22 protein-coding genes are annotated in these 19,423 nt (G+C 69.5%); 16 read left to right on the plus strand and 6 right to left on the minus strand.

Annotation, left to right across the window (positions count from 1 at the left end; all coding sequences use genetic code 11):
* Window positions 1-6 precede the first annotated feature (6 nt).
* Complete coding sequence (locus B0F77_RS28190; protein ID WP_086666020.1) at window positions 7-288, minus strand: metal-sensitive transcriptional regulator; 282 nt, start codon at window positions 286-288, stop codon at window positions 7-9.
* Window positions 289-488: 200 nt separating this feature from the next.
* On the opposite strand from B0F77_RS28190, the gene B0F77_RS28195 reads away from it, so the two are divergent.
* On the plus strand, window positions 489-1,040 hold the full coding sequence (locus B0F77_RS28195; RefSeq protein ID WP_086666021.1) for a P-loop nucleotide/nucleoside kinase family protein: 552 nt from the start codon (window positions 489-491) through the stop codon (window positions 1,038-1,040).
* On the opposite strand, the gene B0F77_RS28200 is transcribed toward B0F77_RS28195, so the two are convergent.
* From B0F77_RS28200 to B0F77_RS49975, 3 genes are all read right to left on the minus strand, one after another.
* Window positions 1,033-2,448 carry a sensor histidine kinase gene (locus tag B0F77_RS28200; RefSeq protein WP_086666022.1) on the minus strand — a complete coding sequence of 472 codons (1,416 nt, stop codon included), beginning with the start codon at window positions 2,446-2,448 and terminating at the stop codon, window positions 1,033-1,035. The two genes, B0F77_RS28195 and B0F77_RS28200, sit on opposite strands and share 8 nt — an antisense overlap.
* Window positions 2,445-3,116 (minus strand): response regulator, encoded by a 672-nt coding sequence (locus B0F77_RS28205; RefSeq protein ID WP_086666023.1) that lies wholly within the window; start codon window positions 3,114-3,116, stop codon window positions 2,445-2,447. The genes B0F77_RS28200 and B0F77_RS28205 overlap by 4 nt, the downstream gene beginning before the upstream one ends.
* A 201-nt stretch (window positions 3,117-3,317) precedes the next feature.
* Entirely contained in the window at window positions 3,318-4,052 is a 735-nt protein-coding gene (locus tag B0F77_RS49975) for an NUDIX hydrolase (protein WP_245848742.1), read from the minus strand.
* Between the two features lie 87 nt (window positions 4,053-4,139).
* Here B0F77_RS49975 and B0F77_RS49980 point away from each other — a divergent pair, with 87 nt between their 5' ends.
* From B0F77_RS49980 to B0F77_RS28225, 3 genes are read left to right on the plus strand one after another with little or no spacing between them, the layout of a single operon-like run.
* Window positions 4,140-5,804 (plus strand): hypothetical protein, encoded by a 1,665-nt coding sequence (locus tag B0F77_RS49980; RefSeq protein WP_245848743.1) that lies wholly within the window; start codon window positions 4,140-4,142, stop codon window positions 5,802-5,804.
* Complete coding sequence (locus tag B0F77_RS28220; protein ID WP_086666026.1) at window positions 5,801-6,619, plus strand: 5'-methylthioadenosine/S-adenosylhomocysteine nucleosidase family protein; 819 nt, start codon at window positions 5,801-5,803, stop codon at window positions 6,617-6,619. The genes B0F77_RS49980 and B0F77_RS28220 overlap by 4 nt, the downstream gene beginning before the upstream one ends.
* Window positions 6,620-6,625: 6 nt before the next feature.
* Entirely contained in the window at window positions 6,626-7,300 is a 675-nt protein-coding gene (locus B0F77_RS28225; protein WP_086666027.1) for a hypothetical protein, read from the plus strand.
* An 81-nt stretch (window positions 7,301-7,381) separates the two neighbouring features.
* On the opposite strand, the gene B0F77_RS28230 is transcribed toward B0F77_RS28225, so the two are convergent.
* On the minus strand, window positions 7,382-7,798 hold the full coding sequence (locus B0F77_RS28230) for a ribonuclease domain-containing protein (protein WP_086666028.1): 417 nt from the start codon (window positions 7,796-7,798) through the stop codon (window positions 7,382-7,384).
* A 172-nt stretch (window positions 7,799-7,970) separates the two neighbouring features.
* Between B0F77_RS28230 and B0F77_RS28235 the strand changes: the two genes are divergently transcribed.
* The 7 genes from B0F77_RS28235 to B0F77_RS28265 all read left to right on the plus strand — a co-directional run bounded on the left by B0F77_RS28235 (window position 7,971) and on the right by B0F77_RS28265 (window position 13,569).
* A complete protein-coding gene (locus B0F77_RS28235) occupies window positions 7,971-8,816 on the plus strand; it encodes a cellulose binding domain-containing protein (protein ID WP_086666029.1) in 846 nt (281 codons plus the stop codon).
* Between the two features lie 92 nt (window positions 8,817-8,908).
* The gene (gene pcaH / locus B0F77_RS28240) at window positions 8,909-9,646 is read left to right on the plus strand and encodes a protocatechuate 3,4-dioxygenase subunit beta (protein WP_086666030.1); all 738 of its coding nucleotides are present in this window, start codon (window positions 8,909-8,911) and stop codon (window positions 9,644-9,646) included.
* Window positions 9,639-10,130 carry a protocatechuate 3,4-dioxygenase subunit alpha gene (gene pcaG, locus B0F77_RS28245; protein ID WP_086666031.1) on the plus strand — a complete coding sequence of 164 codons (492 nt, stop codon included), beginning with the start codon at window positions 9,639-9,641 and terminating at the stop codon, window positions 10,128-10,130. Before pcaH ends, pcaG begins: the two co-directional genes overlap by 8 nt.
* A 2-nt stretch (window positions 10,131-10,132) precedes the next feature.
* Window positions 10,133-11,314: a lyase family protein gene (locus tag B0F77_RS28250; RefSeq protein WP_245848745.1), complete on the plus strand. Its 1,182-nt coding sequence runs from the start codon at window positions 10,133-10,135 to the stop codon at window positions 11,312-11,314.
* Complete coding sequence (locus tag B0F77_RS28255) at window positions 11,304-12,059, plus strand: alpha/beta fold hydrolase (protein ID WP_086666032.1); 756 nt, start codon at window positions 11,304-11,306, stop codon at window positions 12,057-12,059. Before B0F77_RS28250 ends, B0F77_RS28255 begins: the two co-directional genes overlap by 11 nt.
* Window positions 12,056-12,397, plus strand: coding sequence for a carboxymuconolactone decarboxylase family protein (locus B0F77_RS28260; protein WP_086666081.1), 342 nt, complete (start codon window positions 12,056-12,058; stop codon window positions 12,395-12,397). The genes B0F77_RS28255 and B0F77_RS28260 overlap by 4 nt, the downstream gene beginning before the upstream one ends.
* Complete coding sequence (locus tag B0F77_RS28265; RefSeq protein WP_086666033.1) at window positions 12,394-13,569, plus strand: 4-hydroxybenzoate 3-monooxygenase; 1,176 nt, start codon at window positions 12,394-12,396, stop codon at window positions 13,567-13,569. The genes B0F77_RS28260 and B0F77_RS28265 overlap by 4 nt, the downstream gene beginning before the upstream one ends.
* Here the strand turns inward: B0F77_RS28265 and B0F77_RS28270 are convergent.
* A complete protein-coding gene (locus B0F77_RS28270; RefSeq protein ID WP_086666034.1) occupies window positions 13,545-14,855 on the minus strand; it encodes a molybdopterin molybdotransferase MoeA in 1,311 nt (436 codons plus the stop codon). The genes B0F77_RS28265 and B0F77_RS28270 overlap by 25 nt on opposite strands.
* A 62-nt stretch (window positions 14,856-14,917) precedes the next feature.
* On the opposite strand from B0F77_RS28270, the gene B0F77_RS28275 reads away from it, so the two are divergent.
* The 5 genes from B0F77_RS28275 (at window position 14,918) to B0F77_RS28290 (ending at window position 19,419) form a co-directional block, all read left to right on the plus strand.
* On the plus strand, window positions 14,918-16,159 hold the full coding sequence (locus B0F77_RS28275; RefSeq protein WP_086666035.1) for an MFS transporter: 1,242 nt from the start codon (window positions 14,918-14,920) through the stop codon (window positions 16,157-16,159).
* A complete protein-coding gene (locus tag B0F77_RS49985; protein ID WP_245848747.1) occupies window positions 16,156-16,695 on the plus strand; it encodes a hypothetical protein in 540 nt (179 codons plus the stop codon). Before B0F77_RS28275 ends, B0F77_RS49985 begins: the two co-directional genes overlap by 4 nt.
* The gene (gene fdhD, locus B0F77_RS28280; RefSeq protein ID WP_245848749.1) at window positions 16,589-17,389 is read left to right on the plus strand and encodes a formate dehydrogenase accessory sulfurtransferase FdhD; all 801 of its coding nucleotides are present in this window, start codon (window positions 16,589-16,591) and stop codon (window positions 17,387-17,389) included. The genes B0F77_RS49985 and fdhD overlap by 107 nt, the downstream gene beginning before the upstream one ends.
* A gap of 76 nt (window positions 17,390-17,465) precedes the next feature.
* Complete coding sequence (locus B0F77_RS28285) at window positions 17,466-18,335, plus strand: ABC transporter ATP-binding protein (protein WP_086666037.1); 870 nt, start codon at window positions 17,466-17,468, stop codon at window positions 18,333-18,335.
* Between the two features lies 1 nt (window position 18,336).
* Window positions 18,337-19,419, plus strand: a complete 1,083-nt coding sequence (locus B0F77_RS28290; RefSeq protein ID WP_086666038.1) for an ABC transporter permease — start codon at window positions 18,337-18,339, stop codon at window positions 19,417-19,419.
* Window positions 19,420-19,423 lie beyond the last annotated feature (4 nt).

Below are 19,423 nucleotides of genomic sequence, written 5' to 3' on the forward strand. Positions count from 1 at the left end.
CGCGGGTTAGGAGCGGACCAGGCGGGCGATGGCGTCACTGGCTTCCGCGATCTTCGCGTCGGCCGTGTCGCCGCCCTCGCTGATGGCCTGGCTCACGCAGTGCTTGAGGTGCTCGTCGAGCAGCCCCAGTGAGACCGCCTGCAACGCCCTGGTGGCGGCGGAGATCTGAGTGAGCACGTCGATGCAGTACTCGTCGGTCTCGATCATCCGCTGCAAGCCGCGGACCTGGCCCTCGATGCGACGGAGGCGGCGCAGGTGGGCGGCTTTGTTCTCGGCGTAGCCGTGCATGTCTCGCTCCTTCTCCGGCCACCGCGCGGCCGGCTGGTGATGCCGGGGGAGCGGTGGGCTCGGGTCATTTATACCCTAGGGGGGTATGGGTATGTCAAAGGGGCCCGCGAAGAGCACCCGGTGGCGCTCTGCGGCACCTTCGGATTGCCCCGAGAGCGAACAGTGATCATGGGAGCGCGCATTGCTGTTTAGGTAGGGACATGAGCCCATACCTGGACCTCGAACCGACCACCGAGAGCCCCAAGGTGGTGCTGGTCGCCGGCATTCCCGGCACCGGCAAGAGCACGCTCGCCGAGTCACTGGCCCGGCAGCTGAAGGCGCCGATCTTCTCGATGGACTGGGTGCTGGGATCGCTCGTGCTGGCTCGCGCGATCACCGACGAGAACGCGTACGACGTGGCGGACCTGCAGCTCACCGCCTTGGTGGCCCGGCACGTCCAGCTCGGGATCGACGTGATCGTCGACGCGACCGGCCACACCCGCGAGGAGCGTGGACGTCTGCGTGAGCTCGCGGAACGGCTCGGCGGCGAGTTCGTCGGGGTGGAGTGCGTCTGCTCGGACGAACGCCTGCACCGCGAGCGGACCGAGGGCCGGTCACGCGGCATTCCTGGTTGGCACGCAACGGTTCCGTGGCAGCACATCGAGCGCATGCGCGGCCTGTGGGAGCCGTGGGAGGACGACCACCTGGTGCTCGACTCGGCCGTGGAAACCCCGGAGAGCTCGGTGAAACGCGTCCTCGACCGCCTCAGGTAGCCGCCACCGGCTGGTGCTCGCCGAAGATGAGATCCCAGTCCAGCTCCGGTTCCGGCACTCGGCGTGGTTCGGGGAGGTGGCCGTGCGTCGAGACGATGGTGCCGTTGAGGATCTGCCACACGTCGTCGCCCGCACGTTGGTGCGCGATGACGGCGGCCTTCCTCGGCTGCGGGATCCCGGTTGGAATCGTTGCCACAAAACGGATTCCGCGGAACCCCTCGGCATCGGTGGCCTCGAGTGTGCCGTGATGCCTGGTGGCGATGCGCCGGGCGATCGCGAGCCCGAGACCGGCGCCGCCCGCGGCCCGCGTGCGGGCCTCGTCGAGCCGGGTGAACCGGTCGAAGACGCGTTCCCGGTCCGCTTCGGGGATGCCGGGACCGTCGTCGATGACTTCGAGCGTCGCGGAAGACCCGCCGCGCAGGCGCACGACCACCGCGGTGCCCGCGTGGCGTTCGGCGTTGTCCAGCAGGTTGCCGAGCAGCCTGGACAGCTGGGCGCGCCGCCCAGGAACGAGCACCTGGTCGTCGGCGTCGAGGGTGACCATCGCCCGGCGCGAGACCTCCCGGTGCACCACGGCGGTGAGGTCGACGGTGTCCTGCCTGTCCAGCGCGTCGGCGTCGAGCCTGGCCAGCAGCAACAGGTCCGTGGTCAGTTCCTGCAGCCGTTCGGCGTCCTCCAGTGCCGCCTTCACCACGGTGGACCAGTCCGCCATGTGCGGATGCTGCAACGCGATCTCCAACTCGGCCCGCAGTGCGGCCAGCGGGCTGCGCAGCTCGTGCGAGGCGTCCGCGACGAACCTGCGGGTGTCCTCGACGGAGCGGTGCACCCGGTCGAGCGTCTCGTTCAGCGTGGCGCCCAGCCGGGCGATCTCGTTGTCGGAGGACGGAACCGGAACACGCCGGGAGAGGTTGTGCTCGTTGATCTCGGCCACCTGGGCCCGCATCGCCTCCACCGGCCGCAGCACCCGGCTGGCCGCGGCCAGTACGGTGGCCGCCACCAGTGCGGTGATCGAGCTGAGCACGCCGAACAGGGTGAGCGTCACTCTGTTCAGTTGCCGCTGCGCCTCCGAGGCAGCCGCACGTGCCTCGTCGGTGCCGAGTCGTGGCCCTGCTCCGATCAGTTGATACGAGGTGTCGTCGACCTCGGTGAACGGCCACAGCGACAGGTTCGGCAGCACTTCCATGGTCACGTACCGGACGGACGTCCCAGGCGTGACGACAGGCGCCTGCTTGTCCAGCACGACGCAGACGTTGAGGGCGGAACACACGTGGTGCGTGCGCGAGCTGTCCGCGGTCTGGGCGATGATCTGCTGGCGTTGCGACACCAGCATCAGCGTCCCGGCGACGCCGATCAGCAGGGCGGTGATCACCGTGGCCAGCACGGTCACTTTGACCTGGAGGGATTTCATCGATCCACCAACCGGTAGCCGACGCCGCGCACGGTGGTGATGCTCCGCCGGTCGAACGGCGTGTCGATCTTGCGACGTAGCGCGCTGATGTAGACCTCGACGAGGTTGGGGTCGGGGTCGTGCGCCGCGTCCCACACGCCGTCGATGATCTCCGACTTGGTGACGACCTCACCCGCGTGCCTGAGCAGGAAGTTCAGCACCGAGAACTCCTTCGCCTTCAGGTCGATCCGCGTCGTACCCCGGTGGCACTCCCGGCTGACCGGATCGAGCACCAGGTCGCCAGCCCGCAGCAACACCGGCTGGGCGGTGCGCGACCGCCGGGCGAGCGCCCTCAGCCGGGCCACCAGCACCACGTAGGAGAACGGCTTGGTCAGGTAGTCGTCCGCGCCGGTGTCCAGGCCCTCGGCCTCGTCGAACTCGCCGTCCTTCGCGGTGAGCATCAGGATCGGCGTCCACACACCCGCGTCCCGCAGCTCCTGGCAGACCCGGTAACCGTTGAGGCCGGGCAGCATGATGTCCAGGACGATCACGTCGTACGGGTGCTCCCTCGCCCGCCACAGCCCGTCCGTGCCGGTGCGCTCCACGTCGACGGCGAACCCTTCGGCGGTCAGGCCGCGGGCGAGCAGATCAGCGAGACGAGGATCGTCCTCCACCACGAGCACGCGCATGGGAGCAGCCTGCCGCATCGGCCGTGATCGAGTCCTGAAATTCGGTTCAGGATCGTTCAGCGTCCCTTCAGGTTCACCCTGGCACGCTGTGCGTCGTGGACGAGGGGGTTCCACGAACGGGGGAGAAGGTGGCGGTGCCGCAGGGGGAGCGGCGCTGCCACCTTCTGTTCGGTGGTAACGGTCTTCGGAGTCGGAACGACTTCAGAACGTACTGATCCGCGCCTGAGGGACGGTGGCAGAACGCATCAGCGGCGGGAAGAGCAACTGGGCGGTTCCTCTCCGGTAGAGCGCGGCCGGCCGGCCGATCTCCGGAACCCTGCGCTCGCCGGTGGAGACGAGGAAGTTCTCCGCTCCGGTCACCTTGCGACGGAAGTTGCTCGGGTCGAGCGGAAATCCCCACACCACCTCGTACACGCGGCGGAGATCGCTGATGGAGAACGGTTCCGTGCAGAAAGCCGCGGCAACGGTCGTGTATTCCAGCTGAGAACGCGCCAGTTCGAGCGCCTCGCGCAGGATCACGGCGTGGTCGAAGGCGAGGTCGCCGAAGTCGACCGAGTCCACCGGTACCCAGCTCGCCGCCCTGGCGTCGGTGCCGGCGACCGGGGCGGACAGGTTCGGGACGAGGGCCAGGTACGCCACCGTGATCACCCGCCCGCGCGGGTCGCGTCCGGGATCACCGTAGGTCTTCAGCTGCTCCAGGTGCAGGCCCCGCCCGTCGAGCCCGGTCTCCTCGCTCAGCTCGCGCAACGCGGTGCCGTTCAGCGTCTCCCCGTCGCGGACGTATCCGCCGGGCAGCGCCGGCCTGCCGAGAAACGGTGCCTTGCCTCGCTCCACCAGCAACACCTGGAGCCGGTCGGCCCTGATCGTGAAGATCACCAGGTCGACCGTCACAGCGACCCCGGTGGCGTGGCGTGGTGGAGGAACTTCGCTGATCACGACCTCACCATACCCCCTAATGGTCGGATTGACCTTAACTCCGGCGGCACTTATGGTCAGGGTGACCCATAGTCCGGAGGTGTCGACATGGGCGGAGCTTCCACGGTGTCCGACGGCCGGCTGAACACGGCTACCCGGCGTCTGTGCGCCGGCGTTTACCTCAACCGGCACTTTCGCGATCTGGTCATCCGCGGAGTGCACAACGACTGCCGGCACCGCGTGGCGCCGTCCTACGGGTTCGATCTCGTCCCGGTGCTGGAGCACGCCCGGCGGGCGTGGGTGCTGGGAACCGCGCACCAGATCTGCACGCTCACGGTCCTGACAGCCGGGCTGCTGACCGATGTCACGGCGACCGTGCTGGCCGGGTGCGCCATCGCGGCGATGCCGTTGGCGACGAACGCAGCACGCGCGTTCCTCAGAGCGGTGCGGCTCAAGGGCCGTTTGGTGGGGCGGAAATGTCTCGGCAGGAAGGTGTCGGAAGAGGAGGAACAGGAACTGAAGGAACAGACCCACCGGTTCCTCCTGAACCTCGGCGGATGCGCGGTGCTGGCAGGCGCGGTGGTGCACACCGCCGATCGCACACATACCTCCCTGTCGGCTTCTCTGCCGCAGAGCGCCGTCCTGGTGTCGCTGACGGCCTTTCTCGTGATCGTCGCGGGGATGACCCGGCAACTCGCCGTGAACCAGATGCACCTCGTCGCGAATCTTCGGCCTGCCCGTCTCTGCAAGCGGTCCGAAGTGGTCGACACCCAGCAAACGAGCACGTTGGTGGTCTACGACCACGACAACTCGACCTACGGCACGCCGAGTCCGTTCCTGGGCAGCGGATTCGTGTACACCTGGCCGCAGCGGTCGATTCAACTGGTGCGCGACGAGGCCAGGAAAGCCGACTTCATCACGAGCGACGAACCACGGTTCGATGCCGCGGAACTGATGCGGTTCCTCCAGAAGAAGGCCACCGAGCTGAGCAGGTCGCACGAAGGACCCGGACTGTCGGGCCTGCACGTGCGAGATCGGCTGTTCGTCTCGCAGGAGAAGGTGCTGGCGGCCACGCACCTGCTGCTCGGCGAGCCGACGCCCGACGAGATAGACGAGATCGCCAACGACCCCAACAGTCCGGTGCAGCACTACCTGGAGGTCAGCGTCAGCAAGACAGGCGAAGTGGTGACCACGCTGTTCCTGGGGCTGACGCTGCGAGCACGCACGCTGAACGTCGACATGGTGCTCGGCATGCTCACGAGCCTGCCGTACGAGTTCCTCTCCGTTGACGCCCATCGGGAGAACGGCGCGGGCGCGGTCGCCCGCTCGGCTTTCCGGGCGTTACGCGATCTTCCGCGCGAGGCCGGCGACGCGTGGCGTCTCATCACCGCGCCTTGGGTGGTCGCCTGTGCGCTGTACGGACGGCGGGACCGCGCGGTGACTCCGCGGCGGCGCAGAGGCGTCGGCTCGCGCTTCAGTCTCCGCCAGGCGGTCGAACTGGTGGACCGGCCCCGGCACGTCGCGTTCGACCGGCGGGAGATCGAGGACAGCAAGAACGTCATCCTCAACACCCTGCTCGACGCGATCAAGGAGTTCCTCGAGTTGAAGGGAATGGACGTCTCGGCGTTCAAGGGGCAGGTCACCAACATCATCACCACCGATGTCTTCAGCGCCGGCCCACTCAAGATCGAAAACTCCGCGATCGGCGCGAACGCTCAGGTGAACCAGTCGAACCAGCCCAACCCGCCGAGCAAGCCAGGAGCAGCGGAATGAACACCAACATCCACGTCAAAGGCGCGTACTTCAACGACACCGCCACGTTGAGCGGCGTTGCCATCGGACCGAACGCGTCGGTCAACGCGGTACCTGCTCCCGTCGAGCGGCCGGAGATCGCCCCCGAAGTCGGGGTGATCACCATGACCGCGGACGAGACCAGTGCCGTCCGTCAAGTGCTCGAACTGGCACCGTTCGACGACGTCTTCCACGCGGGCAAGCGGTTCACCCGTGTCGTGGCCGTGCAGACGCACGGCCAGGGCCAGGGCGCGGCGATGGACGCGGCACGGAGGCTGGTTCAGCGCTTCTCGCCGAAAGTGCTGGTGCTGGCCGGTATCGCGGGCGGCATCGATCCGGGCCAGGGCATCGGCGACGTCGTGGTCGCCACCAAGGTCGTGGGTTACGACCTGCACAAGGAGACACCGGCGGGCACGCAGCGCCGTGGCCGTCACTGGGAAGCTCCGGCGGTCGTCGGGCACGCCGTCAGCGCGTTCTTCTCCGCGCGGGGTGAGCCTGCCGAGTTCCCCGGCTTCGTGGCGCGGTCCGGTCTGATCGGCTCCGGCAACGGCGTTCTCGCCCGCGCGGACGCGGAGGTGGTCAGGTACCTGCGGGGGTTCAACGACAAGACGCTCGCCGTGGACATGGAGTCCGACGGGCTGGGCCAGTTCTGCCACGAGAACGGTTCGTGCCCGTGGGTCGTCGTGCGGGGAATCTCGGATCTCGCCGATGAGCGGAAGAACGACGACGCCCAGCCGCTCGCGGCGAGGAACGCCGCCAGTGTGGTCCGCGAGCTGATTCCTTACCTGGTCGGGTGAGACGACGTGGCCGACTTCGTCATCGGTGTCGTCAGCTCGCTCGTCGCCACCTCGCTCACCGTCGCGACCGGGTGGCTGCTCTCCAAACGGCTCCGGCGGGTGCTGACGGCGTTGTTCTCGCGACTCGCGGGTTTGCCGGTGCGGCAGGTGTACGACCGCCAGGAACTCGCCAGCCAGGACCTGGGCCGCGATCTGGCCGGTGCCCAGTGGATCCGCGTCCTGACGGGCCGCGGGAACGAGTTGACCCGCGACACGTTCAAACCCGTGTGGACAGGCGGGATGCGGCCACCTCAGTTCGTCGAGGTGCTGCTGCCCGACCTGCGGCGCGGCCCGGACTCGTGGGTCGCCAGACGCGAAGAGGACATGCGACGTGCGGACCCGACCTTCTCGACCGGTTTCCTGGCCGAACAGGTCCGCACGAACACACACTTCGTGGCTGCCGCGGCCCGCCGCCACGGCAACGTGTCGTTGCGCTTGTACAACCTCCCGCACACACACCGGGTGATCATCACCAACGAGGTGGCCTACCTGACGCTGTACGGCGGGTCGGTGCACGGACGTCATTCGCCGTGTGTCGCGGCCCGCCGTCCCAGCCTGGTCTACGACCTCGCCATGTCGCTGTTCAGCGCGGCGTGGGAACAGAGCGATCCGGAGGTTGATCAGCCGGGTTCGAGTGGCTAGGCGCTTTCCGCCGCCGAACCCGGACACCTCGCCCGCCGCGTGCAGACCTCGTGGATCGACCGCGGCGCCCGGTGAAGCTCGTCAGGAAGTGGTGATGCGGTAGAAGTCGGTGTAGTGGTTGGGCGAGAAGTAGACGTAACCGTTGGTGCGGTCCCGGACGATCCGGTACGCGTCCCTGGCGGCACCGCGGGCGCGCGGGTAGACGTCGAACTCCTGGTAGGTGTGGCCGGCCGGCAGTTGGCCCTCGCGGTTCTGGAAGGTGCCGCCCGTGTAGTTGTACTGCCCGTTCGGCCAGCTGTACCAGCCGCGGTCCGGGTAGCCCAGCGACCTCCAGGTCGAGTTGGCGTCGCGGGCTGCCGAGCAGCGGGACTGCGTGCAGGTGTTGTAGACGGCGGCGTCGGCGGCGGGGGTGACGACCGTGGTCGCGCCGAGCACTGACGCGACGATGGCGAGAGCGGCGAACAGACGACGTGTCCAGTGCGGTTGCAGGGTTTGCACTTCAGACCTCCATCGGGAGGGACGTGGAACGGTTCGGCCCCTTCACGTTCGCACAAATGGCGCAGCCTGGGGGTGAACATCGCGTGTTCACCGATCACAGCCTCCGAACGCCGGAGTTGATCAACTCCGAACAGTTGATTGCACGCGCACCCACCGGCGATAAATTTGTCCTATGGCAGCACGGAAGCACTTTTTGGTGCTGTTGACCCTGATCATCTGCGCGACCGCCTGCACGGCCGAGCAGGGCGGCACCCCGCATGCCGCACCCCGGGTCTCGTCTCCTCGGCCGGTGGAGAACCTGCCGTCCACAAAGGTGCGCTCCGTGATCGACGGCCGCACCGTCGAACTGGCGGACGGCACCCGCGCCCGCATCTCGCTGCTCGCCGAGCCGGCCTCGTGCAACGCGGCCGCGGCCCTGGACTTCACCACGAAGACGTTGCTGGACAAGGAAGTCCATGTCGGCAGCATCACGCCCGGTGAAGTGTCGCTGGTACTGCAGGACGGTACCGACTTCGCGCTGGCGGCCGTGTCCGCCGGCGCGCTGCGAACCTCCGGCGTGGACGGTGGCCCGCTGATGGAGGCGGAAACCAAGGCGGCAAAGGCAAAAATCGGACTTTGGGCGCAGGAGTGTCCCACCTCGACTCCGGCGCCGCCGCCTCCTCCCTCCACGTCGGCCACACCGCCGGCTCCACCCGCTCCACCCTGTGTGGTGGCGTACCGGATCAACAGCACGTGGCCCGGCTCGTTCCAGGCCGAGGTGACCGTGCGCAACGTGAGTGGCGCGCTGATCAACGGCTGGACGTTGCGCTGGCGGTTCGCCGACGGGCAGACGATCACGCAGATGTGGAACGCCACCTCGTCCCAGTCCGGCGGGGACGTGACCACGACCAACGCGAGTTACACCGCTTTGATCGTGCCCGACGGCTCGATCTCGCTCGGGTTCAACGGCGCGGTCAACGGCCTCAACTCCGTGCCGGAGGCGTTCACGCTGAACGGCGCTGCCTGCACTGTCGGCTAGTTCGGCTGGTTCGGCTGGTGAGGAGGGTGCTTTCCGTTCAGTGGAAGACCACGGTCGACGGCGTTCGGTGCGGCTCCCTAACGTTCGATGGTGTGACGACCAGTCAGCACGAGATCAGCGACGAGATCGCGAAGCTCCAGGCCGACTCACCGAAGGGTGCGCCGCTGCTGGACTTCCCGCCGTACCGCAGCACCCTGTTACGCCACCCGACCAAGGAACTGCAGCTCGTCGACCCCGAAGGCGCCGAGCTGCTCGCCCCCGTGTTCGGTCACTCCGACGTCGACGCCGTCGAGTCCGACCTGACCGTCCAGCGCGGTGGCGAGCCGATCGGCGAACGCATCCGGGTGCACGGGCGCGTGCTCGACGGCGACGGCCGGCCGGTGCGCCGCCAGCTCGTCGAGATCTGGCAGGCCAACGCCGCCGGCCGGTACTCGCACCAGGGCGACCAGCACCCGGCGCCGCTGGATCCGCACTTCACCGGCGTGGGCCGGTGCCTCACCGACGACGACGGCTGGTACTCGTTCACGTCGATCAAGCCGGGCCCCTACCCGTGGCGCAACCACCACAACGCCTGGCGGCCCGCGCACATCCACTTCTCGTTGTTCGGCACGGACTTCACCCAGCGCCTGATCACGCAGATGTACTTCCCCGGCGACCAGCTGCTGGCGCTGGACCCGATCGCCCAGTCGATCACCGATCCGGGCGCGTTGTCCCGGTTGATCGCGACGTACGACCACGCCCGGTCCGAGCACGAGTGGCTGCTCGGCTACCGCTGGGACATCGTGCTGACCGGCAGCCACGCGACCTACCTGGAGCCGTCCGATGACTGAGACCCCCGGGCAGACCGTCGGCCCGTTCTTCCACCACGCGCTCGCGTACGCGGGCGACTCCGAGCTGGTGCCGTTCGGCTCGGCCGGATCCGTGGTGCTGCACGGCCACGTCTACGACGGCGCGGGCGCGCCGGTGCCGGACGCGATGATCGAGATCCGGCAGGCCGACGCCTCCGGTGTGGTGCCGGCGGTGGGCGGGTCGCTGCGGCGGCGCGGAGCCGGGTTCACCGGGTGGGGGCGGTCCTGCACGGACGGCGCCGGGCACTACTGGTTCAGCACCGTCGAGCCCGGACTGCCGTTCTTCGCGGTGACGGTGTTCGCGCGCGGCTTGCTCGACCGGTTGTTCACGCGGATCTACCTGCCGGGCGCTGACGGCGCTATCGACGGCTTGGTCGCCTCGCGCGAGCCGGACGGGCGGCTGCGGTTCGACATCCACCTGCAGGGGCCGTCCGAGACGGTGTTCTTCAAGTTCCCGCGGAGTTGATCGTGCTGCCGGGCTCGTATCGCGCCGCCGGTCTGGTGGATGACGCCGCGTTCGTGCGGGCGATGGTGTCGGTCGAGGTCGCCTGGGCGCGCGTGCTCGGCAACTCGGTCTCGCTGGACTCCTGGGTACCCGCGCTCGACCCACGTGAGATCGAGGCCGCCGGAAATCCGGTGCTGCCGCTGGTTTCGGCCTTGCGCAACCGGGTCTCCGGTCCCGTCCACACTGGACTGACGAGCCAGGACGTCCTCGACTCCGCGCTGATGTTGCTGGCGCGTGAGGTGCTGGCGCGAGTCTCGGCTGACCTGGGCCGGGTCGCCGCCGCACTCGCCCGGCTGGCGGACGAGCACCGGGCGAGCGTGATGGCGGGGCGGACGTTGACGCAGTTCGCCGTGCCGATCACGTTCGGGCTCAAGGCCGCGCGGTGGCTGGTGGGCGTGCTGGACACGCTGGACGAGCTGGACGTCGTGTCGCGGAACCTGCCGGTGCAGTGCGGGGGCGCGGCGGGGACGCTGGCTCGGGTGGAGTCGGATCCGGTCGCGGCCGCTGCCGAGTTCGCGAACTACCTCGGTCTGGCGTGGCCAGGGATGCCCTGGCACACGTATCGCGCGCCGGTCACGCGTCTTGGCGACGCACTGGTGCGCACGTGCGACGCGCTCGGGGTGATGGCCGCGGATCTGCTGACGCTGGGGCGGCCCGAGATCGGCGAGGTTCGCGAGGGCGCGGTGGCGGGGCGCGGCGGGTCGTCGACCATGCCGCACAAGCGGAATCCGGTGCTGTCGGTACTGGTGAACAGCGCGGCTTTGCAGGCTCCACAGCTGGGGGCGCAGCTGCACCTGTGTTCGGCGCGGGCGGTGGACGAACGACCGGACGGAGCTTGGCACGCGGAGTGGCCGGCGCTGCGGTCGCTGCTGGAGCTGGCGGCGGTGACGGCTTCGCAGGCGGCCGAGCTGGTCGAGGGGCTCGAGGTGCACGCGGACGTGATGGCGCGGCGGGCTGCCGAGGCGGCGGGCGAGTTGCTGGCGGAGCGGGGCGGCGGGACGGATCCGGCCGCCTACCTCGGGGCGGCCGAGGTGTTCGTGGACGAGGTGCTCCTTCGGAATCGATCCCGACTGGACCCCCTCCAGGGGAGCACGAGGTCCCCATCCCAATCGTCTCAGAGAGGTCTGACAGAAAATGGCGGCTGAGCTGAGCCTGACGCGGCTGGCGGGGTCGGAGTCGTCGCAACGGCTGCTGGTGGTCGGGCCTTCGCTGGGCACCTCGGTGGCGTTGCTCTGGCGGGACAGCGCGCTGGCGCTCGGCGGGGAGTTCGAGGTGATCGGCTGGGACCTGCCCGGCCACGGCTCTGGCGCTCCCGCGAAGGAGCCGTTCACCGTCGAGGACATCGCGGACGAGCTGATCGGGCGGGTTGCGGCGTTGGGCGGCGGAAGGCGGATCGAGTACGCCGGGGTGTCGTTCGGCGGCGCGGTCGGGTTCGAGCTGGCCACGCGAGCAGAAGGGCCGTTCGAGGCGGTCGTGTGCATCGGGGCGGCGCCGCGGATCGGATTGCCTGAGGCGTGGCGGGAGCGTGCCGCGTTGGTGCGGCGGGCCGGTACGCCGGTGATGGTCGAGGGGTCGGCGCAGCGGTGGTTCGCGCCGGGGTTCGTCGAGCGGGCGCCGCAGGTGGCCGGGGGACTGCTCAGGGCGTTGGCCGACGCGGACAAGGAGTCGTACGCGTTGGCGTGCGAGGCGTTGGGCCGGTTCGAAGCCGGTGCGGCGGTGCGGCCGTGCAAGGTGTTGGTGGGGGAGCACGACGTCGTGGTGTCACCGGCGACGGCTGATCGGGTGCTCGGCGGGTGCGGGCATCTGCCTCCCGCCGAGGTTCCGGCGGCGGTGGCCGAGGTGTTGGTCCAGGTGCTTGAGGAGATGCGGTGTCGTACGACGACGGCATGAAGGTTCGGCGTGAGGTGCTGGGAGACGCGCATGTGGACCGCGCGAAGCCGGACGAGTTCACAAAGGACTTCCAGGACTTCATCACGCGGTATGCGTGGGGCGAGATCTGGACGCGGCCTGGGCTGGACCGGCGGATGCGCAGCGCGATCACGCTCACGGCGTTGATCGCGCACGGGCACTGGGACGAGTTGAAGCTGCACGTCGCGGCGGCCCGGCGGAACGGGTTGAGCGTCGAGGAGATCGGTGAAGTGATCTTGCAGAGCGCGATCTACTGCGGGGTGCCCGCGGCGAACCACGCGTTCTCTGTGGCACGTCAGGTCTTGCGGGAGGACACATGAACACGCAGAAAACCCAGGTCGGCATCGTCGGCGCCGGACCGGCCGGTCTCATGCTCTCGCACCTGTTGTCGCTCAACGGGATCGACAGCATCGTCGTCGACAACAGAACGCGCGTGGAGATCGAGAACACGGTCCGCGCCGGCATCCTGGAGGCCGACAGCGCCCGGCTGCTCGTCGACACCGGGGTGTCCGATCGGGTGCTGCGCGACGGACATCCGCACGAGGGCATCGACCTGCGGTTCGGCGGCGAGAGCCATCGCATCGACTTCCGCGCGCTCGTGGGCGAATCGGTCTGGCTCTACCCGCAGACCGACGTGTTCGTCGACCTCGCGAACGCCCGCGAACGCGACGGCGGCGACGTGCGGTTCGGCGTCAGCGACACGTCGGTCGACATCACCGAGCCCGCGATCCGCTTCACCGACAGCGACGGCGTCCGCCAGGAGGTGCGCTGCGACCTGCTGGTCGGCGCGGACGGCTCCCGCTCGATCTGCCGGGCGCAAGTGCCGGAATCCATGCGCACGCACAGCTTCCGCGAGTACCCGTTCGCCTGGTTCGGCATCATCACCGAGGCCCCGCGCAGCGCCCCCGAACTGGTCTACGCGCACTCACCGCACGGGTTCGCGCTGATCAGCCAGCGCACCGAAACCCACCAGCGCATGTACTTCCAGTGCGACCCGGAGACCGACCCCACCGCGTGGTCGGCGGACCAGATCTGGCAGGAACTGCAGGCGCGCGTCGCCGGGCCGGACGGCTTCACCCTCAACGAGGGACCGATCACCGAGAAGACGGTGCTGCGCTTCCGGTCGTTCGTCGCGGAACCCATGCGCCACGGCAAACTCCTGCTCGCCGGCGACGCCGCCCACACCGTGCCGCCGACCGGCGCGAAGGGCCTCAACCTCGCGCTGGCGGACGTGAAGGTGCTGGCCGAGCTCATCGAGCGCGCGCTGCTCAAGAACGATGCCGAAGCCCTGGACGAGTACGGCCCGCGCGCGCTGGACCGGGTGTGGAAGGCACAGCACTTCTCGTACTGGATGACGACGATGCTGCACGCCCTGCCGGGCGCGACGGACTTCGACGTGCGCCGCCAGCTCGGCGAGCTGGGCTCGGTGGTCGGCTCGGAGGCGGGCTCGCGGTTCCTCGCCGAGGGCTACACCGGCCGCTGGCCCGCATAAGTGAGCAGTTCCACCTCGCCGCCTTCGTGACCGGGTGGAACGACCGCGAGCGCGTCGGCCAGCGCCGCACCCCACAGCGAACCCGGCCGGTCGTGGCCGGCCGGGACAACCTCTCCGCCGGTCCGGACGACCGGGACCAGCCGGGTGTCTCTCGGGTGCGCGCAGGCGTCCTGAAGCCACGCGGTGACCGGTGGGCGGGCGGTGTGGCCGCCGAGGGTGTCGAGCAACGGCCGGAGCAGGGTCAGCACCGCGGCCAGGGCGGCGAACGGGTTGCCCGGCAGGCCGACGACGTAGCGGCCGTCGGGGAGAACGGCGAGCAGCATCGGATGGCCGGGGCGGCAGGCGACGCCGCTGACCAGGATCTCCGCGCCCAGGTCGGCGAGCAGGCGCCGCAGGTGATCCGCCGGGCCGACCGAGGTGGCGCCGCAGGTGACGAGGACGTCGGCTGTGTCGAAGGTCGGGGCGTTGGCGGGGAGCGGATCGGCGGCGGTCGGGGCGTTGGCTGGATTGTCGCGTGGGTGGGTGGTGGCGAGCAGGTCGGCCGCGCCGAACGTCAGGGCGTCGGCGAGGGCGGCCGGATCGTCGCGTAGGTGAGTGGTGCCGAGGAGCTCGGCTCCGGCCAGCAGGCCGGGCAGCATCGGGCCGATGGCGTCGCGGACCCGGCCAGGCCGCGGCGGACCGGAATGAAGGAGCTCATCTCCGGTCACGATCACGGCGACGCGCGGGCGGCGGTGGACCAGCAGGGTGTCGTGGCCGGCACCCGCGGCCAAGCCCAGGACGGCCGGCGTGACGACGGAGCCGGCGGGGATCAGTTCGTCGCCGGCCGACCAGTCCTCGCCTCGGCGGCGGATGTGTTTGCCGATGTGAGGCGGGGCGACTCGGCGTGTGCAGTTGTCGTGATGTTGACATGCAGCATGTTGACATTGCGCACTCGCAGCTTCTGTTAGCAGAGCTCCGTCGACCGCGCAGATCTCCACCGGCAGCACGCGGTCGGCACCGTCCGGTACCGGCGCGCCCGTGGCCACGCCGAACGCCTCCCCGCAGCGCAGGAACACCGACGGCACCGGGTCGCCGGCCGCCACGCGTCCCACGATCGTCCACGGGCCTGGCCCGGCGGTCGCGTAGCCGTCCATCGCCGAGGTGTCGCAGGTCGGCTGGCTGGCCAGGGCGCGCACACCTGAGGCGAGCGCCAGGCCCAGGCCGTCGGCTAGGGCGACCTCGACGGCGTCCAGGGGTTTGGCTGCGTTCCGTGCTGTCCGACGGGCGAGCGTCCAGGGCATGTTCATGTGGGCTCCCGTGGTATAGCCTACCTCATACTGTATGCAATCCTCGGAACGGGGTGAAGGGCATGCCAGTCGCGACTTACGTCCGTGATCACGTCGGCAGGCTCTACCGGGTGGGGGAGACCGACGTCGAGGTGTCGGGGCGCTCGCGCCGTGCGGTGCTGTGGGCGGCGTGGGCGGCGATGCTCGCGGCCGGCATCGGGCAGTACGGCTTCGGAGCGCTGATCCCGCAACTGCAGGACCGGTGGAGCGTGCCGGAGTTGTTCTGGGCCTTGGCGTTGTGGACCGTGTGCCAGGCGGGCACGGCGTTTCCGGCGGCCTGGTTGAGGCAGCAGAGGAGACTCACGGCGACCGGTGCCATGTGGATCGGCGCGATTCTGTGCGGCACCGGGCTGCTGACGCTCGGGCAGGGTCAGCTGGTCGGGTACGCCGTACTCGGCGGCATCGGCGCCGGTTTGGTCTACGCGACGTGCCTCGGCACTGTCGTCCGGTGGTATCCGGAGCGTGTCACCAGGAAGGTCGCGTTCGTCAGCGCGGCGTTCCCGTACGGGTCGGTGCCGTTCGTGATCGCCGCCGGGATCTTCTTCGGCGACGGGTTCCTGCTGCAGGCGGCCATCGCGGTCACGGTGATCGTGGCGGTGGCGGGCGTGTTCCTGAAGGACCCGCCCGAGCACTGGTGGCCGCCGCACGTCCCGCCGCGCGAGTGGGCGTTGGACCGGGCGCGGGTGCCGAACCGTGCGGCGCTCAAGGAGTTCAGGCCCGAAGAAGCCATGCGGTGCGGCACGTTCTGGTGGCTGTACGGCGGTGTGGCGTTCGCGGCGGCGGTGTCGCTCTACGACCTGGCGTACCTGCCGCTGTTCGTCGGCGACAAGGTGCTCGGAGCCGTCGCGCTGGCCACCCTCGCCGCGGCCACCGGTACCGGACGGGTGCTGGTCGGGCGGATCTCGGACCGGGTCGGGCGCAGGAAGGCGCTTGTACACACCTTGTCCACAGGCGGTGTGGCGCAGTTCGTATTGCTGTATTCGCAGAACACCGTGTGCCTGCTGGTCGGCGCGGCGCTCGCGGGCCTCGGCACCGGGTGCTGTTACTCGTTGCTGGTCGGCGTCACCAGGGAGTACTTCGGCGAGACGAACGGCGCGCAGAACTTCGGCGTGCTCTACACCGCGAAGGCCGCCGGGGCGCTCCTGGCCGCCATCGTGCTCGCCTCGCAGGGGCCCGCGTTCGCGTTCGTCGCGGCGGGCGTGCTCGGGCTGGCGGGCGCGGTGCTCACCCGGCATCTCTCGCAACCGGGAAGGCCGCGGCTGTGAGCCGCGTGCCCACCCTCGCGAAAGGCTGGCACCAGACGCCCGCGGACGGCTGTTGCCTGATGGAACTGACATCGGTGCTCGCGGGCGAGGTGTGGTCGGACCGGCCCGCCTGCGTGCATCCGGTGCTGGCGTGCGTGGCGCGGTGCGTCAACGATCAGTCCACAGCGGACGGACGGCGCAAGCTGCTGCCGTTCGCCACCAAGGTGATCGGGACGCGGAAGGCGCCGGCGCGGGCACTCGTCGCGCATTGCGTGCGCAGGGCCGGGATCGTCGTGCCGCGGTGGTGGCCGCGCGACTGGGTCGTGGTCAGGGCGGTGCGGGCGTTGACCGGGGACGAGGTGTTGCGGCGCCTGCTCGACGAGTGCGTCGCGATCTGCAGGGAGGAAGCACGTGGGACGGGTGACGAGCAGGCGGCGCGTGGTGCGGCTGGTGGACGACGCGGCCACCGTGCGACCGGACACGCTGGCGGTCGAGGAACCGCTGGAGATCCGCGTGCGGGGCAGGTCCCTCGCCGTGACCATGCGCACGCCGGGTGACGACTTCGACCTCGCCGCGGGCTTCCTGGCCAGCGAAGGCGTCGTGCGCAGCCCGTCCGACATCGCCTCCATCCGCTACTGCGCGGGCGCCACGGTGGACGGCGGCAACACCTACAACGTGCTGGACGTCGGCCTCGCGGACGGCGTCGCGCCACCCGACCCGTCGATCGAGCGCAACTTCTACACCACGTCGTCGTGCGGCCTGTGCGGCAAGGCGAGCCTGGACGCCGTGCGCACCACCGCGACCTGGCAGGTGGCGGCCGACCCGATCCGGCTCGACCCGAAGATGATCACCGAGTTCCCCACGAAACTCCGTGCCGCGCAACGGGTCTTCGACCGGACGGGCGGGCTGCACGCGGCCGGGCTGTTCGACGCCGACGGCAATCTGTTGTGCCTGCGGGAGGATGTCGGCCGGCACAACGCGGTCGACAAGGTGGTCGGCTGGGCCACCCGCAACGGCCGGCTGCCGCTGACGAGCACGGTGCTGATGGTGAGCGGCCGGGCGTCGTTCGAGCTGGTGCAGAAGGCGGTCATGGCCGGGATTCCGGTGCTCACCGCGGTGTCCGCGCCGTCGTCGCTCGCCGCCGACCTGGCCGAGGAGATGGGCGTGACGCTCGTCGGGTTCCTCCGGGGCAGCTCGATGAACGTCTACACCGGAGGCCACCGCCTCGGCGTCACCGCCGGGGCGCGTTAGGCCGGAAGGAGTCCTCCGCGCGGATGATGCCGCGCGACGGACGCGATCTTGGTACGAACCGCATAACGTTCCCGGCATGTTGAACGTGAGGGGGATCAGCCGGAGTTTCGGCGATCACAAGGTGCTCGACGAGGTGAGCTTCGACGTCCGACCCGGCCGGATGACGGGCTTCCTGGGCGCGAACGGGTCGGGCAAGACGACCACGATGCGCATCGTGCTGGGGGTGCTCGCCGCGCACGGGGGCTCGGTGAGCTGGCAGGGTCAGGTGATCACGCCGCAGAACCGCCCGCACTTCGGCTACATGCCAGAGGAAAGAGGCCTGTACCCGAAGATGAAGGTGCGCGAGCAGATCACCTGGCTCGGCCGCCTGCACGGTGTCGAGAGGACGGTCGCGCAGCGCAACACCGACCAGTTGCTCGAGGACCTGGAGCTGACCGGGCGCGCGAACGACCGGCTGGAACAGCTGTCGCTCGGCAACCAGCAGCGCGTGCAGATCGCCGCCGCGCTGGTGCACGACCCCGAGGTGCTGATCCTGGACGAGCCGTTCTCCGGCCTCGACCCGATCGCCGTCGAGACCGTGCTGGACGTGCTGCGCAAGCGGGCCGCGAGCGGGGTGCCGGTGCTGTTCTCCAGCCACCAGCTGGCGATCGTGGAACGCCTCTGCGACGACGTGGTGATCATCTCGAAGGGACGGATCGCCGCGAAGGGGTCGCGGGAGGAACTGCGGCAGGCCCATGCGAGCGAACGCTACGAGATCGTCGTCGCGGAGGACGCGGGCTGGATCCGCGATCTTCCCGGCACGACGCTGGTGGAGCTCGACGGGCCGCGTGCGGTCTTCGAGTCCGCACCTCAGCAGGTGCTCAAGGCGGCGTTGGACCGCGGCGAGGTCCGTTCGTTCACGCCCGTCGTGCCCACGCTCGACGAGATCTTCAAGGAAGTGATCTGACATGACCGCGACTACTTCCAAGAAGGCCTCCTTCAGCCAGGCGACGTGGCTCGTCGCCGAACGTGAGATGAAGACCCTGGTCACCACCAAGGGTTTCTGGATCGGCTTCCTCTTCACGGTCGTCGCGCTGTTCGCGCTCACCGTGCTGCCGACCGTGTTCGGCGGCGACGACCCGAAGGTCGCGGCCGTCGGCTCGGCCGTGCAAGTGGTGCAGGGCAAGCATCTCGACGTCCGCGAGGTCTCCAGCGTCCAGGAGGCCGCGGACCTCGTCAGGGCCGACGACGTCGAGGCGGCGATCGTGCCGGACGGCAGCGGGATCAAGGTCCTCGCGCTGAACGACCCGCCGAACGACGTGATCCGCGAGCTCGTCCAGTCGCCTCCGGTCGAACTGCTGGACGCCTCCGCGGTGAACAACGGCCAGCGGTCCGTCACGGTGGTGGTGTTCGGGTTGGTGTTCCTGATGTTCGGCATGGGCGGCGCGGCGATCGCGCAGAGCACCGTGACCGAGAAGCAGACCCGGATCGTCGAGATCCTGGTGTCCACCGTGCCGGTGCGGGCGTTGCTCGCGGGCAAGATCCTCGGGCACACGATCCTGACGCTCGGCCAGGTCGTCGTGCTCGCGCTCACCGCGCCGATCGCGCTTCGGGTCGCCGGGCTGGGGGAGTTGCTGGGGGTGGTGGCACCCGCGGTGGGCTGGTTCGTGCCGTTCGTGATGCTCGGGTTCGTGCTGATCTCGTCGATGTGGGCGGTCGCGGGCTCGCTGGTCAGCCGCCAGGAGGACCTCGGCTCCACGATGGGCGTGGTCATGCTCGCGGTGATGGGCCCGTACTTCGGCGTGCAGTTCTTCCACGAGAACCCCGCGGTGCTCGGCGTGATGTCGTTCGTGCCCTTCACCGCCGGGGTCGCGATGCCGGTCCGGTTGTTCGCGCAGCAGGCCGAACCGTGGGAGGCGCTGGTCTCGCTCGGGATCCTGGCGGCGACCGTCGCGGTGATCCTGCTGGTCGCGTCACGGCTCTACACCGGATCGCTGATGCAGACCGGTGGGCGGGTGAAACTGTCCAAGGCCTGGGCGCCTGCAGAATAGGCGC

This window comes from Lentzea kentuckyensis (genome assembly GCF_002150765.1).
In the GTDB taxonomy this organism is placed as follows: Bacteria; Actinomycetota; Actinomycetes; order Mycobacteriales; family Pseudonocardiaceae; genus Lentzea; species Lentzea kentuckyensis.

Bases quoted from the DNA above. Each gene is read 5' to 3' on its own strand.
- B0F77_RS28290 (WP_086666038.1), top strand. From the start codon at position 18,337: ATGACCGCGACTACTTCCAAGAAGGCCTCCTTCAGCCAGGCGACGTGG.
- B0F77_RS28265 (WP_086666033.1), top strand. From the start codon at position 12,394: ATGAACACGCAGAAAACCCAGGTCGGCATCGTCGGCGCCGGACCGGCC.
- B0F77_RS28275 (WP_086666035.1), top strand. From the start codon at position 14,918: ATGCCAGTCGCGACTTACGTCCGTGATCACGTCGGCAGGCTCTACCGG.
- B0F77_RS28235 (WP_086666029.1), top strand. From the start codon at position 7,971: ATGGCAGCACGGAAGCACTTTTTGGTGCTGTTGACCCTGATCATCTGC.
- B0F77_RS28255 (WP_086666032.1), top strand. From the start codon at position 11,304: ATGGCGGCTGAGCTGAGCCTGACGCGGCTGGCGGGGTCGGAGTCGTCG.
- B0F77_RS28285 (WP_086666037.1), top strand. From the start codon at position 17,466: ATGTTGAACGTGAGGGGGATCAGCCGGAGTTTCGGCGATCACAAGGTG.
- B0F77_RS49980 (WP_245848743.1), top strand. From the start codon at position 4,140: ATGGGCGGAGCTTCCACGGTGTCCGACGGCCGGCTGAACACGGCTACC.
- B0F77_RS28200 (WP_086666022.1), bottom strand. From the start codon at position 2,448: ATGAAATCCCTCCAGGTCAAAGTGACCGTGCTGGCCACGGTGATCACC.
- B0F77_RS28195 (WP_086666021.1), top strand. From the start codon at position 489: ATGAGCCCATACCTGGACCTCGAACCGACCACCGAGAGCCCCAAGGTG.
- B0F77_RS28190 (WP_086666020.1), bottom strand. From the start codon at position 288: ATGCACGGCTACGCCGAGAACAAAGCCGCCCACCTGCGCCGCCTCCGT.
- B0F77_RS28205 (WP_086666023.1), bottom strand. From the start codon at position 3,116: ATGCGCGTGCTCGTGGTGGAGGACGATCCTCGTCTCGCTGATCTGCTC.
- pcaG (WP_086666031.1), top strand. From the start codon at position 9,639: ATGACTGAGACCCCCGGGCAGACCGTCGGCCCGTTCTTCCACCACGCG.
- B0F77_RS28270 (WP_086666034.1), bottom strand. From the start codon at position 14,855: ATGAACATGCCCTGGACGCTCGCCCGTCGGACAGCACGGAACGCAGCC.
- B0F77_RS28220 (WP_086666026.1), top strand. From the start codon at position 5,801: ATGAACACCAACATCCACGTCAAAGGCGCGTACTTCAACGACACCGCC.
- B0F77_RS28260 (WP_086666081.1), top strand. From the start codon at position 12,056: ATGAAGGTTCGGCGTGAGGTGCTGGGAGACGCGCATGTGGACCGCGCG.